At 47.9% G+C, this 15,005-nt stretch carries 11 protein-coding genes and 1 pseudogene; 4 read left to right on the forward strand and 8 right to left on the reverse strand.

Annotation, left to right across the window (positions count from 1 at the left end; genetic code table 11):
• Positions 1–1,055: 1,055 nt before the first annotated feature.
• The 3 genes and pseudogenes from K300_RS0100005 to K300_RS0100010 all read left to right on the forward strand — a co-directional run bounded on the left by K300_RS0100005 (position 1,056) and on the right by K300_RS0100010 (position 4,108).
• Complete coding sequence (locus K300_RS0100005; protein WP_022849601.1) at positions 1,056–1,895, forward strand: PhnD/SsuA/transferrin family substrate-binding protein; 840 nt, start codon at positions 1,056–1,058, stop codon at positions 1,893–1,895.
• A gap of 158 nt (positions 1,896–2,053) precedes the next feature.
• Positions 2,054–2,440 (forward strand): annotated as a pseudogene (locus K300_RS17140) (cache domain-containing protein); the annotation flags it as partial.
• Positions 2,441–2,665: 225 nt separating this feature from the next.
• Positions 2,666–4,108 carry a PAS domain-containing sensor histidine kinase gene (locus tag K300_RS0100010; RefSeq protein WP_347336498.1) on the forward strand — a complete coding sequence of 481 codons (1,443 nt, stop codon included), beginning with the start codon at positions 2,666–2,668 and terminating at the stop codon, positions 4,106–4,108.
• Here K300_RS0100010 and K300_RS13980 read toward each other — a convergent pair.
• The gene (locus K300_RS13980) at positions 4,105–5,439 is read right to left on the reverse strand and encodes a deoxyguanosinetriphosphate triphosphohydrolase (protein WP_022849603.1); all 1,335 of its coding nucleotides are present in this window, start codon (positions 5,437–5,439) and stop codon (positions 4,105–4,107) included. The genes K300_RS0100010 and K300_RS13980 overlap by 4 nt on opposite strands.
• Positions 5,440–5,544: 105 nt before the next feature.
• Here K300_RS13980 and K300_RS0100020 point away from each other — a divergent pair, with 105 nt between their 5' ends.
• Positions 5,545–6,327: a PhzF family phenazine biosynthesis protein gene (locus K300_RS0100020; RefSeq protein ID WP_022849604.1), complete on the forward strand. Its 783-nt coding sequence runs from the start codon at positions 5,545–5,547 to the stop codon at positions 6,325–6,327.
• Between the two features lie 58 nt (positions 6,328–6,385).
• Here the strand turns inward: K300_RS0100020 and K300_RS0100025 are convergent, their stop codons facing one another.
• The 7 genes from K300_RS0100025 to K300_RS0100055 all read right to left on the reverse strand — a co-directional run bounded on the left by K300_RS0100025 (position 6,386) and on the right by K300_RS0100055 (position 14,960).
• Positions 6,386–7,444: a 4Fe-4S binding protein gene (locus K300_RS0100025; protein WP_022849605.1), complete on the reverse strand. Its 1,059-nt coding sequence runs from the start codon at positions 7,442–7,444 to the stop codon at positions 6,386–6,388.
• 5 nt (positions 7,445–7,449) lie between these two features.
• Positions 7,450–8,145, reverse strand: coding sequence for a TorD/DmsD family molecular chaperone (locus tag K300_RS15810; RefSeq protein ID WP_022849606.1), 696 nt, complete (start codon positions 8,143–8,145; stop codon positions 7,450–7,452).
• A 9-nt stretch (positions 8,146–8,154) separates the two neighbouring features.
• A complete protein-coding gene (locus tag K300_RS0100035; RefSeq protein WP_022849607.1) occupies positions 8,155–9,465 on the reverse strand; it encodes a radical SAM protein in 1,311 nt (436 codons plus the stop codon).
• 70 nt (positions 9,466–9,535) lie between these two features.
• Entirely contained in the window at positions 9,536–10,156 is a 621-nt protein-coding gene (locus tag K300_RS13990) for a 4Fe-4S dicluster domain-containing protein (RefSeq protein ID WP_022849608.1), read from the reverse strand.
• A gap of 15 nt (positions 10,157–10,171) precedes the next feature.
• Positions 10,172–13,015, reverse strand: coding sequence for a molybdopterin-dependent oxidoreductase (locus K300_RS0100045; protein WP_022849609.1), 2,844 nt, complete (start codon positions 13,013–13,015; stop codon positions 10,172–10,174).
• 26 nt (positions 13,016–13,041) lie between these two features.
• Positions 13,042–13,494 carry a hypothetical protein gene (locus tag K300_RS16460; protein ID WP_081646832.1) on the reverse strand — a complete coding sequence of 151 codons (453 nt, stop codon included), beginning with the start codon at positions 13,492–13,494 and terminating at the stop codon, positions 13,042–13,044.
• Positions 13,495–13,514: 20 nt separating this feature from the next.
• A complete protein-coding gene (locus tag K300_RS0100055; protein WP_022849611.1) occupies positions 13,515–14,960 on the reverse strand; it encodes a hypothetical protein in 1,446 nt (481 codons plus the stop codon).
• Positions 14,961–15,005: the final 45 nt, after the last annotated feature.

Consider the following 15,005-nt stretch of genomic DNA (forward strand, 5'->3'; position numbering starts at 1 on the left):
GTTAAGTCCTCCTGCGCCGATTGTACTGCATGAAGGTAACATGTGGAAGAGTAGGACGCCGCCAGGGATTATTTATATCTGGATATATGTATGGGATTTACCGTCCATACAAATTGGGAAATTCCATTGTTGTTCTGGTAAAGAGACTTTGCCCTCTTAACTCCGCCAGAGCCAACATCCATTAACTAAACCTTTCTACCTCAGATTAATGAGGTATCTGTCTTAATCAACTTAAATAGCTTTCATAGGCAGAGCGATGACGTTCTGCTTCATATATATAAGCCGCCGTAGGGCGGCTTTTTTGCGTTTGTATGCCGGAAAAGCCAATTCAGCTACGCCTTCAGAGCTTCCTTCCTAATTGATCTGGAAAATTCATCATCCTGAGAATTTTCCTGACGCTACGCTCGGCAAAGCCTTCGCTTCACTCACTTCCGGCTTCGTCAGGCCAGCAAAGCTGTTCTTCCTCCCGCCTTCAGGCTTTCCATCCATGGAAAGCTGTATTCTATAAAACCATTATATACTACATGGGTTTTTGAGGGGTCTTAGGGGAACTTTGTTCCCTAAAAAGTTACCCTAAACAACAATACAATCAGGGAAATTCAACATCCTGAGAGTTTCCCTGCCGTTGCGCTCGGCAAAGCCTTCGCTACGCTTACTTCCGTTACGAATTATGAAGCACAGCTCCATAATTTTCACTTCAGGGCTTCCATCCCTGGAAGCCTTTTATTATATCAACCTTTATATGTGTTTCAAAATGGGTTTTTAAGTGGATTCTACGGGTAAGTCTTCCCTAAAAACTTCCTCTTAGTCATAATCCTTTACATTATTAAATCCGAAACTAGTCACTAATCACTTTCTTTTACGCTTTAGCGCTACATGCATTTTAGAAAAGTACATAAAACTATCCCCTCAGGATTTTACATCCTCCACACTTACAAGTAGTACAATAAAGTAGTTTGTTAATCAAAAGAAACAATCCGAACAAATAAATAATATTGTGAGACTTGAATCTATGTGCTAATGTACATAATAATCAACAAGCAGGATTGATTAATATGAATCATATAAAGAAAATAAATCTTATTCTGGTTACTTTCATATTATTTATTATAGTGCTAAGCAACAAATCATACGCTAAGAGAATATATCATTACGCTCCTTTACCCACAGAGAGTTCAAAAAGTACAATATCTAAGAATATGGGTCTTATTCAGAGTATTCGTAAAATATTGAACGCAGAAGTTGAAATTGTTTACCATAAAAACTATGACAATATAATTAATGAATTCTCCAGGGGTAATATAGATATAGCCTACCTTGGCCCTCTCCCTGTTATTAAGCTGCAGCAGAATACACATACTTCGGAGCCGGTTCTTCTATTCAAAAACAATAATGGTAATGCAAGGTATCGCTGTACATTGTGCTCACCTTTAGACGGTGTTTCCGACAGGGATGCGCTGCGTACAATTAGGCCTGTACGAGTTGCACTCACTCAAGAATCTTCAACATGCGGTCCACTAAGTACCTTTTGGCTTCTAAGAGACTATGGTATCAAAATTGAAGACTCTATACACGATTATTTATGCAGTCATGAGAGCGTGGCTCTCTCGCTTGTTCGTGGTGAATTTGACGTTGGTGGGATAAAGGACACGACAGCTGAAAGATTCAAAGAACTGGGTCTAAATATTATTGCATCGACACCGCCATTGCCAGGTTTTGCGTTAGTTGTAAATACAGGGACAATGGAGGCGGAGGCGATTGATACTTTGGTTAACGGACTACTGAAGCTGGATGAAGATGAGCGTAAGCATTGGGATATTGGAAGGTATGGTTTTGAAGCTGTTGATAATGGTTCATACGACAACCTTAGTTTTATGCTTGAAATGGGTGAATAATGACCCATCTCAAACGCATTTCAGAATTTGTATTATTATGCTTTATTCTTATCATTGTTTTTTATGCTGTTTTGCATTCAAGCTATAAAAGTCAGATCAAAACAATCCTTAAACTTAATTCTGCAAGACAGGAAGTTGCTTGGAAAGGTTCTGTTCGGATGCATTATGACAGTGTCCAGACATGGTATGAGGAGCTTGTAAATCGTAAAGAAGTTGTAGAAATTATAGAGAGCTCTCTGAATGATAGCCACAGACGTTCAGCAAGGATTAAACTATACCGGCATCTGTACGAATTTTATGAGCGTATAAGCAAAAGAGGCATCCGCCAGCTGCACTTCCATATGCCTAACGGAAACAGTTTGTTGCGTTTTCATAAGCCTGAAAAGTTCGGCGATAATCTTATTTCTGCAAGGTATTCCGTATATTTGGCAAATACTCAAAAGCGTGTAATACGTGGATTTGAAGCAGGGAAGGTTGTTTCAGGATTTCGAACAGTATACCCGCTCATATCGGAAGGTAAACACCTGGGAAGTGTTGAGTTAAGCGTTCCATTCGAGTTAATACGCCAGGAAACTGCTAACCTTCTTCCAGAAAGAGAGTTTCAATTTGTAATTAACGCTGGTCAGCTTGAGGCGAGGCTTTTCAAAGAACAGAAAGGTCTTCATGAGCCATGGCCAGTTAGTAGCAATTATTGGCTGGAAGATCCCGACAACACATTACCTGATTCTGCTCTTCCCCTTGCTGAGGGGTACAAGAATCTTTCTGTGCAATTGAAGAATAACAGCAAGATACAGGAGCTTCTTTCGGAAAGACAGTCCGGAGCAGTAATGGTTAAGTCTGGCTCGAAGAGCTATATAGTGACACTGACTTCTGTTAATGATGTTGAGGGTAAGAACGCCGGTTACCTTGTGGGCTATGAAACATCAGAAATCCTTGCTTCCATGAACCAGAGCTATAGCGTAAGCCTTTGGGTGGGTATTGTAAGCTGTGTAATCGCATCGATGCTCATCTTTGAATATTTACGAAACAGGGAGGAGAAGAATAGGGAGAGAAAGAGAATTGAAGATATATACGAGACCATGGACGATGCTCTCTACCTCATGAATAAAGAGGGCAGAATAGTATACGCCAACAAGAGTATGGAGCAGATGCTCGGTTTTTCCAAGGATGAGCTTCTTGGTTCTTCAGCTCATGAACTATTCCACGTCCATACCGATGGGGGAGGTAGCGTACCTCTTGCAGAATGTCCGATATATAAGACAATTATCGATAAAAACCGCTACAGCGGTGATGAAGTTTTTATCAAAAAGAATGGTGAACGGTTTATTGCAAGAGTCAAAAGCACGCCTTTTATCGAGAAAGGTCGTGTGAGCGGATCGGTAGCCACATTCTCTGATATGACCGAAGATATAAAGCTTCGAGAGGAGCTGGAGGAGTTTAATACGAGGCTCTCTCAGAAAGTTGAGCAGGAAGTTGCCGAACGGATGAAGCTCACCGAGGAGCATAAACTTCAGAAGGAGCTTCTTGTGCAGCAGTCGAAAATGGCGGCCATGGGTGAGATGGTCGGGGCGATCACCCATCAGCTTAAACAGCCGCTTAATGTCCTTGGGCTTCGTGTTCAGCTTCTTGAGGATGAGGCGGAGATGGACGGTATTGATATGGATGAAATATCATCCTATACAAAGGAGACGATGGAAACCATTGAGTTTATGGACTCCACCATGAATGATTTCAGAAACTTCTTCAAGCCGGATAAGGCCAAGGTTAAGTTTTCTATACGTGACAGCGTTGAGGACGTTGTTCGTTTGATGCAGTCTACGCTCGACAAGTATAACATAAACTGCGGAATCGATGGGGATAGTTCTTTGAAAGTCTGCAGTCTGTGCAACGAGTTTAAGCAGGTTATTCTAAACCTGGTTACCAATGCTAAGGATGCTGCCTATGAAAAGAATAAACGAGGGCGCATCAGTATACGAATATATAAGGAAGGTGATGGTGCAGTTGTACAGTTAAGGGATGATGCTGGTGGAATCCCCTCTGATCTGCTTCCAGATAAACTCTTTGCCCCCTATATCACTACGAAAGGGGATAAGGGTACCGGTATTGGTCTTTATATGTCCAAGACGATTATAGAGGAAAATATGGGCGGTAGCTTAAGTGTTCATAACGATTCAGATGGTGCTGTGTTTACAATAAAGCTTCCGCTCTGCTAAAAATGTATACCCCTCAGCTGGCCGGCTATGTATGTTGCGTAGTTGTCTGTCATGCCGATTATGTAGTCAAGAACACGCTGGTACTTTGAGTATAGGGTGGAATTTTGTTCCATCCGGCACTCGTCCATCATCTTGAGCAGTCTCTCCGTTTTACTTCCGGGATTCTTCGAGGTATGGAACGCATGGGCGGCTGTTATGAACTCTTCCAGAAGTGTTTCAATAACAAGGAAGGAGCCTATCTCTATCTCAAGCTTCCTTTTCTCTGTGTAGATATTCTTAGCGGCGAACCTTTTTGCCTCGACCAGCCCTTCCTTAAAGCCTTCTCTTGTAAAAGAGCTCACCAGATCCTTTTGGAACCTTTCATTCTCTAGGCAATCGATGAAAACATCGAATGCGTGGAGGGTAAGGTCATTTATAGCTATGCCGCACAGGTGCCCCACTTTTTTTGCGTCGTTTAGTTTTGAGTTGTCCAGAACATTTTTGAGCCGTTCTTCTCCGCATATATCTCTGAATATGTGTTTTACATCCTCTATCCGTATAAGCTTGAGTTCCACAGCATCCTGAAGGTCGAGCAGTGCGTAGCATATGTCGTCGGATACCTCTGTGAGGTATGAGAGGGGGTGCCGCTTGAAGACCCCATTCTTATATAGCCCGAAGTGCTCAAAGATGAGGCGGGCTATATCTAAATCCCCTTGGTAAAAGCAGAACTTATCCTTCTCAATTGCTGTGGGGTGTCCGGAATCCCATGGATATTTTATCATGGCAGCGTAGCTGGTTGCTGTGAGACGCATTCCACCTTCGAAGGGGTAGTTCTCCAGCTGGCTAACTATACGGAAGCTTTGGGCGTTGCCGTCTATGCGGGTGAAATCATTCCTTTGCTCATCGCTCAGTTCTTCAAAAAGGTCGGGAGTCGACTCGATTCTCTCTTTAAACCAGTTCTTTATCGCCTCTTCACCAGCATGGCCGAAGGGCGGATTCCCTATATCATGGGCAAGGCATGCGGTCTGGATTATCGATGCGGTGTCATGGGGGTAGTAGGGGAAGTCCGGGTCGTTGTCGATTAGCCATTTTCCGAATCTATATCCGAGTGAACGACCCACAGTTGCCGTCTCAAGGCTGTGAGTGAGTCTGTTGTGCACATGGTCGTTTTGTGAGAGGGGGTGTACCTGTGTCTTTTTGGAGAGTCTGCGAAAGGGGTTTGAGTAGATAATCCGGTCGTGATCACGCAGGAAATCGCTCCGGAACTCTGAAGCATTATTCTCCTTTTCTTCAAGGGTTATTCCACCGCTGTAGGTAAGTCTGTGTAAAGAAAAAAGATCACTGATATCCATATCTCCTCCGAAATAACAGTATACAATATAACATAATATTTTGTCCAAACTGCATATTTATTAATGGGAAAATGCCCTGTATCATTCATGTGTACGGAGGAAGTAATGAAGCTTAATATATCCATTGCGGATGCTTTTACTAAAGAGCCTTTCAAGGGGAACCCCGCCGGGGTTTGTATCACCGAAACAGAACTGGATGCAGGATTGATGCAGAGTATTGCCATGGAGATGGGGCAGTCTGAGACTGCATTCACCTATCTGAAGAATGGCGAGAGGATTCTGCGCTGGTTCACCCCTCTTGTGGAGGTAGACCTTTGCGGCCATGCAACCCTTGCTACAGCTCATATTATGCGTGAGGAAGGGCTAACGGACGGCAGAACCGTTGAATTCAGTACAAGGAGCGGAAAGCTGAAAGCGGAGTACAGCGGGGATGAGATAATTCTGGATTTCCCCACAGGGGTTATCAGCAGGGGTGAGATGCCCGAAGGGCTTGATGAGGCCATCGGTGCAGATGTTGAATACATTGGCGAATCCGGCTTTATGCACCTTGTCAGGATTGGCAGTGAAAAGGAGCTTGTAGAGCTGAAACCGGATATGACAAAGCTCGCCAAGGCTATCCCCGATGGTGTTATAGTAACCTGCCCGTCAAAGGACTACGACTTTGTCTCAAGGATGTTCGCACCCGCCATCGGCATCAATGAGGATCCGGTTACCGGTTCTGCCCATTGCATCCTAAGCTCCTATTGGCATGAAGTAACGGATAAAACGGAGTTTAACGCCTATCAGGCATCTCCCAGAGGAGGGGGGATGTATGTTCGCTATACAGACGAGAGGACGTATCTCAGAAGCAGCGCAAGGACGTCATTAAAAGGTATTATACTCGTATAAAAAGAAAAAGGCTCCCAAAACGGGAGCCCCTTCCAACTAATTGAACAAGGTGTAAAACCTACAGGTGTAATCTATCCGTATGGGATACGGCATCGTAGAAACAGCCCATCTTACAGAGCCCGCACCCGACGCAGTAAGCCGAGTTAACGGTTATGCCGGTGCAAACGCTCCTTCCCTTAACGGTGTCCCGCTCCTCTGTCAGTGCCTCCGTGGGGCATAGGCGTGAGCAGACACCGCATGTCTTGCATTTATCCTGATCGATCTCAACGGAGTTAAGGTGCTCCATGCCGACTGTGTCGATGGAAGTGCCCTCCGGAACTACCTTATGGAGAGATTCCACAAAGAGTCTGCGGGATGATTTTGCCGCTTCCCTCTGGGAAAGCTGTGTACTTTTGCTTTCGCTCTCGTTGATGTATACAAGGGTTTCCCCAAGGGTTTCCTTGGCCCTTTTTTTGAAAAGACCCATGAACTCACGCCGGCTGTATCTCTCGTTGGAGGCCGCGAGCCGCTCCTTCAGTCCTTTGGGCTTTTCATTGGTCTCTGCCCCTTCCGTCGTCTCAAGGGGGGCATTTCCAAGGCTGAGCTGGGGGAGATTCTTATCCGCCTCGGCGTAGATCTTCTCCAGCTCTCCAGCAGTATCGGAGAAAAGCTCGGAGCACAGCTTTATGTCGCATTCTCCGCAGTCTCCCGTGTGCAGGTGTATCCTCTCGGCTCCTCTGGAGGCAGCCCAGAGAAGGGTGGAGAGGTTCACAGCTCCGCAGGACTCAACACGTACACTCTCTCCGTTTTTGTCCTTCTCTGCCTCTCTGCATCGGAATTCCACCGAGCCTTTCTTGCGGATCATCTCCGCTGTTTCTTCATAAAGCTTTGTGCGGTCGTGGGTTCTTGGAACAAAAACAGAAGTAGGGCAGACCGAGGAGCAGAGCCTGCAGTCCCTGCATATGGCCCAGTCAATGGAGATTCTTCCGCCCACCTTGCCTATGGATATTGCGCCCGAAGGGCATACATCAATACATTTGGTGCAGGCGGCATTCTTATGGCGCATCCTCACGCAGGCGGATTTATTTATAACGAGGGTCTCTGCGAACTTCTCCAGCAGTCTGCCCGAAATATTCATTTTGCTTAGTCCTCCAGCAGTTCCTTAAGGAAGGAGTAGTCCTCTGCTAAATATCCACGCATGAAGAGGGCGGCTCCCACATAGAAGTCTGTAAGCAGTTCATCGGACCGGCCGATTATATCATTACAGAATGAACCGGCCCAGCGGTTAAGATGGGTTTCATAGAAACCAAGCTGGGTTTGGAGAGCTTCGGCTCCGGTATCGAAATCGTCCGCTTCGAAGGCATCCGCACTCTTCTTGCTCATCGTTCCCATGAAGAGAAGCTCGATGGCTATGTGGTCCTCAAGCTCCTTCCTGTCGGATACGATCTTGAGTTTATTATCAGCGTATATCCTCTTAACCTGTTTCCATGGCTCCTGCTTGATCATCCTTTCTTCGGAGGAGTAGGCGGATTCGGTGTAGGGGATTATCCCTTTGCCGAGCATGAAGAGCTTTGTGTAGTCCTTGGAGCGTTTTAGCCTGTGTTCTTCGAGCTGTTCGCTGCTCATATCCACAATACTTGCGAATGTGGCGCACATTAGATCGGCTCCCTTACTCATATCCTCATTGCCGGAATTGTCCGCAATCTCCTTGATGAATGTTCTGATATTTATTCCCATCTCCTCGAAGGACTTCTGGGGTATGTCGCCGAAACACTGCGACAGGTAATTGAAAATAACGTCTCTGCCCCTGTTAAGGCTTACTAGTTCAGAGGTTTCCATAGCTACTCCTTAGGCATCTGTTTTAAAAATAAAAGTTTCCGGTTTTATGAGGTCTATCTTGACCTCACGCATATATTTTCCCTGCTCCCCTTCTTCTACAACGTTGTAGGTGAGCCCTATCTCTGTTCCGTCATCAAGAAGCCCTGCGGCTCTGGGATGGAACTCGATAAAGCGTTTATCGGGGGAGACCTCATAGTCGTTGAAGTCTGTTTTATTAAAAATCTCAAGGGCACGATCGGTGTTCTTTCCGTAAACCCTTGCGGTTTTGATGAAAAAATCGTTCTCCGAGCGGTATTCAAAGGGCATTAGCCTGATACCGCTGTTCTGGGTGTATACCTGTGCGCTGAGCTTGTTCTCCAGAGAGCAGTAATGAACGTTGAGGCTGAGTTTCTTATCCATGGCGTACTCAACCAGCATGAGACACTCCTCCTCGCTTCCTGCGATGGGGAGACCGCCGGCGTACTGGTAGGAATACAGCACCCTGTAGGGACGATTCTTTATCCTGTAGCCGCGTTCCTTATATATTTCTTCGTTAACCCATGGGTAGAGGAACTCGAGTAGGTTTATCCCTGTGCATCCTATCTCCTCCATTTTATCAAGGAGGCCCTTCATCTGCTCAAATGTACCTGGAATAACTGGCATCTCGACCATAACCGAGGGTATCTCCCCTGAGGCAAGCTCTAGCTTTTCAAGGACAGATGTATCGTAACCCTCTTCGTCCATCTTAATGCTTATACGTATCTCATCAAGGCCTGCATTCTTGAGCTTTTCGACGGTGGAGGCATCCAAGAGGTCGCCATTGGTGTAAAGCCGTCTATGGGCATCGGGGTAGTTCTTTTTAGAATGCTCAAAGAAGGCGATGGTCTGCTCGGGGAGCAGGAGTGGCTCACCCCCTGTGAGGCCTATGGAGGAGAGCTTTTCGGCCTTTCCGTAACTGTCCAGCTCTGCAACGGCATCGTTCCTGTGCTTAATGAAATGGTCATAATGCTCCTGGTTCATGTTTGCACAGAAGAAGCAGTCCCTGTTGCACAGGAGTGAGTAGAAGATCGTTCTTGAACCCTTACCGGTTCGGCAATCGATGCAGGCAGGGGATATCTCGCCGTGGTGTACGCTTGTGCCGGAGTTCCTGACACCAGCACCTTTATCCCTGAGCCGTTTAATAAGCTCTTCGGTGTTATCATTATCCCTGCTTTCATCCATCCCCGATTCGGAGACGAAATCCATGAAGTCTTCGTATATATATACGTAGCGCTCTGCGTCTTTCTTTAGTTCTTCGTCGGTTATGCTGTTCAGATTTTCCCTTGTTATGCCGGTAATCATTTTCACCCCTGCATACTAAATAAAATAGGTGGGCGCCCCAGAAAGGGGCGCCCGTGCGTGTGGTTAGAGACTAGCTCTTGGGCTTGAAATATATGTTGGGAAGGGTGTCCCCTGATTCAAGAGTGTTTCCGTTCTGATCCCTGTCAGACTCGGGGAATCCCTGAACCGTTCTAACGGCGTTGGGGTACTTCGCCCTGATTTCGGAAACTGTACCTGCATCAAGTGCTCTGTTGGGGCAAGAAGTTACACATGCGGGCTTCTTGCCTTCTTCCCATCTGTCCCAGCAGAAGGTGCACTTCTGCATGGGGTGTTCAACGGCCCAGGAAGCCTTTGAAACGGGCTCACTGACTTCATCGCCGAACTGGGGAGCATCAAAGGGGCATGCAACTGCACATGCTCTGATGTCCTGGCACTTGTCCCTGTCTACGATAACGATTCCGTCCTCTTCACGCTTATAGATAGCGCCAACGGGGCAGGAAGCGGTACAAGCAGGGTTTACGCAGTGGTTACAGGAGAGAACGAGGTTAAATACTTCCACACTAGGGAAGGTTCCGGCTACCTCGCTGGTGAGTCTTCTCCAGCGGGCCTGACCCGGCTTTACATCGTTCCAGTCCTTACATGCAACTACACAGGCGTTACATCCCATGCAGCGGGTCTGGTCGAAATAAAATGCATACTGTTTATCAGCCATCGTTTCCTCCGATTATTACGCTTTCTCGATTTTGACACGGCAGTCGTTTGCGAGTGTCATACCCTGGGAGATCCTTGCGGGTCTTGCATGGGTAAGGGTGTTTGCACATCCGCCTACGTCTACGCCGTTCTCGTCATAGTGCCAGCTTCCCTGTCCGATATAAACAACCTTGGAGGGAACACGCTGGGTTACAATCGCTGAAACGAGGATAGCACCTCTTCCGTTGGAGATCTTGAGCCTGTCACCCGTCTTGATGCCCTTTGCTTCTGCATCGATGGGGTTAAGCCATACGCTCTCGTATGCTCCATCTTCCCAAGTTGTGGGAGCCTTGTCTTTGGCGGGCTCTCTTGTCTCGGGGAGGAAGGCGGGGTTGCCCTCTTCGTCGTACTTGTAAAGCTCGTTCATGTAAGCAACGTTGTTCAGCGTTGAGTGTGATCTGTACATAAGGTGCCATGTGTGGAGCGTGAAGTCTAAGCCGCTGTTCTCTTTACCAAGAGGATCAGGGTGGCTTCCATCTGCGTGGCGTCCTTCAACAGGGGGGATATACATGGGAATCGGATAAACGAATCTCATGGCGTTTGAGCCGGCAGGGTTCTTCGCATCTGCGATGGCGCCGCCGTTCTCAAGTGTTCCAAAGCTGTCGTAGTTGTCATAGAAGCGTGCCTGATAGTCCTCCATAACGAACTGGGAGTATGCCTCGAACTTACCGGAAGGAGTGCTTACGGGGTTAGCTGAGGGGTTGTCCCTGAAGTCTTTGAAGGAGATCTCAGTGGGTGCTGCTGGCTTCCATAAACCCTGCTCTTTGAACTGATCCCAGGTAATGTCATAGTAGCCGCTTTCGTACCTTGACTGCCAGCCTTCGGAAAGACGCTGCTCCATTGTCTTACCTTCGGTGAACTCGTTTTCTCTTCCGAGTGCGCCTGCGATACCTGCACAGATATCGTATTCGCTCTTAACCTCGGCGGGGGTTTCGAGTACCTGGTTAATTGCCACAACCTCTTCACTGAACCAGCCTGTTGATGCTCCGGGCTTCTCCATCTGCATGGAGGCGGGGAGAACGTAGTCTGAGAGAAGGGCGGATGAAGTCAACCAGTGGTCAGCCGTAACGAGAAGCTCGGCCTTGCTTCTGTCCTTAAGTACTTCATTGTAGTAGTTTACATCACCGGACTGGTTCGCAAGACAGTTTCCTGCAAAGTTGAATACAACCTTGACACCCTTTTTGAGGGCTTTGATCTGTCCGTCGTTCCAGCGTGATTTGCCGGTACCGCCGTAGTCAACCGCATCCTGCCAGATGAAGACGGGGATTGTACCGGAGTTGGTGCTGTTTGAGTAAAAGCCTGAAACGGTAAGCTCGCTGCTGTCGTAGAGGTCTGAGGAGAGATCCACGCTGGAGCCTATGTTGTACATACCGTTACTGGGGCCGCCTACCCAGCTCCATCTCTGCATACCGTAGCTGCATCCTTCCGCGCCGAAGTTCTTGGTAACGGCGGACATGATGCGGAGAAGCCATACGGGCTGCTCGGCTTCGGTGTTTCTCTGGAAGCCTGAACCGTTCCAAATAGTACACTTCTTATCAAGAAGGGTATTAGCCATGGAGCGGATCTTGGAAGCGGGGATACCTGTTATCTTCTCGGCCCACTCGGGAGTCTTGGGAGTCTGGCCGTAGATCATTGTTCTCTTGCCGTAGAGCTCATCTTCGCTGTTTACGTTGTAACCGATAGTATCGGGGTAAACTGAGGTCTTGGCGTTGAGCCCTGCATCAACAAGTGCAGTCTCATTACCCATAACATAAGCGGAGAGTGAAGCACCTTCGGGAACGTTGTAGGTTCCGTCTGCTACGCTGTCATGGTAAGAGGTTGAGCTGGGATCATCGAAGAAACCGTGTACATGGGCTTTGATGAAATCGATGTCCAGATCGGAGTATCTGCTTGTGAGCAGGTGATAGAGGATACCAAGGAGAAGAGCCGCATCCGTTCCAGGTGTGATGTTTACAAAATCATTGGCAACGGTTGCTGCGGTTTTGGAGAACCTTGTATCCACAGCTGTCATCGGGATTCCCATCTCTTTTGTCTGTACAAGGTACCAGCCGGACTGGGTTCCCCATACAGCCTCAAGACCGTTGTAGCTCCAGAGGAAAACGTGCTCTGCGTTCACGATATCCTGTCTGCAGCTTCCCTCGGGGATATAGCCTACGCCTTCAACGAAGGTGGCCATATGGTCGAGTGAGGGCCAGCTGTAGTCATCCCTGTAGGGGAGTGAACCGCCGAGCATGTTGAAAAGTCTGCCAACGGAGGCTGAGGACCAACCAGTGGAATCCGCAGAAGCGTAAACTCTGTGGAAGGTCTCGGGTCCTTTGTTGGGGTCTTCTGCAATTTCCTTGAGCTTTGCGCCGATTTCGCTGAACGCCTGTTCCCAGGATATTCTTACGAAACCGTTTACGTCGCCCCTTTCGCCAGTCTGCTTGAGGGGATACATAAGACGGTCCTGACGATAGAACCACTGCTTCCTTGAGCGGCAGCGAACACAGGAACGTCTCTGGGGATCGTTATTTGTAGTTCCGAGGTCGTTAACATCCTCGTTCTCGTCTGTGACGATACGCTTAACAACGCCCTCTTCGATATAGTATTTACTTACACATCGACCACCGCAGTTATGGGGAGTTGCTCCCATAACAGTCGTGCCTGAAATCTCGGGAGGCGTGGGTCTTGATGCTTCGTCCTCTTCCATATAGGTTCTGCCTGCATCACCGTCGCCCCCACAGCCGTAAACAGCTGCAGTAGCACCGGCCGCGCTGACTCCCTTAAGGAAGTCTCTTCGGCTGACCTTGCTTTTTCCGAGCAGTTTCTCTTTAAGACTCATATATGTCCTCCTTAATAAACTCGGGGTTATTTGAGATACGTGTTTGGTGCGTGAGCACTCTTATGACACGTAAAACATGTTGTCTGCTGAACGGGATAGTGGCAACTGTCGCAGTGCCTGTTCACAGGCTCTCTCCAACCGGGTCTGTGGGTGGAGGGGGGAGTACTACTGTGACATTCGATACAGCTGTCTTCCTTGTGACAGGTAGCGCAGCTTTCTCTGTCCCATTTAGCTTCCAAACCGTGCCCCTTCTTTGTCCATGAGGGGGTATGGTTACGGGGCGGAGTCTCCTGATGGCACTTGATACAGGATACCTGATCAACGTGGCACATCTTACACTCTTCCCCGTTGACCTTGCTGGCCTGTCCATGCCTCTTAATCCACGAAGTATCGTGGGTGGAGGGTTTGTTTGATTCCACTGCGAAAGCCACAAGAGCAGTGAGCAGAATCGCTGATAATATTAGAAATTTGACTTTCATGCGTCCTCCTTGTCGTACTCTTAGAAGATAATGTTTGCCCACAGCTCTGCGGTGAGGTTGCGGTCGAGATCATCATCTTCGATATCGTCGAAGAATTCGGTGTCCTCGATGTTAACATCTGCAAGGAAGCTGAGGTAATCAGTGGGTGAGTACTGGCCGCCTATGTAGTAACTTCTCACAGAATCCTTTCTTGTGTCGTTTACATAGTCGTACTCGTACTTGTTGTAGGAGGAACCAAGCCATACATCCATACTGTCGTTGATACGCTGGCTGATCTCAATACCGTACTGGATCTTTTCGTTTTCGTCGGCCATGTCGTTCTCATCCACATTCCAGAGATCCATCTTAAATGAGATGTAGGTGTTCTCTGTGGGTATGCCGAAGATGTCGAAGTTACCGTAGAAGCGTGAGTAGCTTCTGTTTGTGAAGCCTTCGTCACCGCTTACGCTTTTCTGGTCGGTTCCGAGACCGAGAGCAGCGAAGTTTGAAATCCCCTGGTATACAGAGAGCTTGTAGAGGGAGTATTCCTCTTCGGGCATGAGTGCGTTTGTGAGCGGGTTAACAACGTATGAGTCTGTTTCCCCCTCTTCAACTTCCTCAAGGAGCCCTTTGTAGCTTACTGTAACGATGGTTTTTGTAGCTGCAATCTCGTAGGTTGCGTCGGCGCTGAGGGTCTTGGATTCGTCAAGAGCTTCATACTCAACGGAGATGTTACCATTGGGGATGAGTTGGGTAAGGCGTGCTCTGGCGTAGTCGTCCTCAATATCGCTAACATCAAGATTAGCATATTCAACGGCCACAGTGGTTCCGTCAAGGGGTGTTACCTTAACTCCACCACCGTAAACCCTGTCGTCTTCTATGTCGTAATAGTAGCTGACAGGTTTACCGCCGAAGGCGTACACTTCCACCTTCTCCATAACGGTTACAGATGCATCCGCACCGTCAAGCTGGAAGGTGTTGATGTGGTCGAGATAGAAACGTCCGGCAGTTATTACCGTGTTCTTAACCACATTGTCCAGGGTTACAAATCCGTGATACAGTCTGGGAGCCCAGTCATTTGATTCCAGCTCTGCATCAAGCGCATCCCTGTGGTAGTAGTACTGCGAGTCGCTCCAGTCATTATTCTGCTCGCCGTCGATATCGTCGGCAAAGCGTGCAAATGCGGAAACTCTCATGGTTCCATTACCAAGTTCCGTAGCGTCCGTATGGGCTCTAAGGTACTGGTAAAAGTCCTGGTCGTCGGCATAGTTGCTGCTTCTCAGTCTGTAGCGTGACGTAAGTGTCATGTACAGGCTGGTCTTGCCCATGCCGATACCGTTGTAACTCTCCTTAATGGAACCGGGAGAGACGTGCTGCGACCAGCTGTCCGGGGTGTTTAACCCGGGGTCGTCAAAAGCGGGCGACTTATCTGCCGTAAAGGTTAGCAAACAGGCCGTAACCGCCAAAACCGATAACAGGTATCTCATAAGACCTCCTTGGAATAAATTGCATTCTAGGACTCAACCGGGCCG

Source organism: Limisalsivibrio acetivorans, from assembly GCF_000421105.1.
Taxonomy (GTDB): domain Bacteria; phylum Chrysiogenota; class Deferribacteres; order Deferribacterales; family Geovibrionaceae; genus Limisalsivibrio; species Limisalsivibrio acetivorans.

Excerpts from the sequence above, each read along its gene's own strand:
- K300_RS0100005 (WP_022849601.1), top strand. The coding sequence starts at position 1,056 with ATGAATCATATAAAGAAAATAAATCTTATTCTGGTTACTTTCATATTA.
- K300_RS13980 (WP_022849603.1), bottom strand. The coding sequence starts at position 5,439 with ATGGATATCAGTGATCTTTTTTCTTTACACAGACTTACCTACAGCGGT.
- K300_RS0100020 (WP_022849604.1), top strand. The coding sequence starts at position 5,545 with ATGAAGCTTAATATATCCATTGCGGATGCTTTTACTAAAGAGCCTTTC.
- K300_RS0100025 (WP_022849605.1), bottom strand. The coding sequence starts at position 7,444 with ATGAATATTTCGGGCAGACTGCTGGAGAAGTTCGCAGAGACCCTCGTT.
- K300_RS15810 (WP_022849606.1), bottom strand. The coding sequence starts at position 8,145 with ATGGAAACCTCTGAACTAGTAAGCCTTAACAGGGGCAGAGACGTTATT.
- K300_RS0100035 (WP_022849607.1), bottom strand. The coding sequence starts at position 9,465 with ATGATTACCGGCATAACAAGGGAAAATCTGAACAGCATAACCGACGAA.
- K300_RS13990 (WP_022849608.1), bottom strand. The coding sequence starts at position 10,156 with ATGGCTGATAAACAGTATGCATTTTATTTCGACCAGACCCGCTGCATG.
- K300_RS0100045 (WP_022849609.1), bottom strand. The coding sequence starts at position 13,015 with ATGAGTCTTAAAGAGAAACTGCTCGGAAAAAGCAAGGTCAGCCGAAGA.
- K300_RS16460 (WP_081646832.1), bottom strand. The coding sequence starts at position 13,494 with ATGAAAGTCAAATTTCTAATATTATCAGCGATTCTGCTCACTGCTCTT.
- K300_RS0100055 (WP_022849611.1), bottom strand. The coding sequence starts at position 14,960 with ATGAGATACCTGTTATCGGTTTTGGCGGTTACGGCCTGTTTGCTAACC.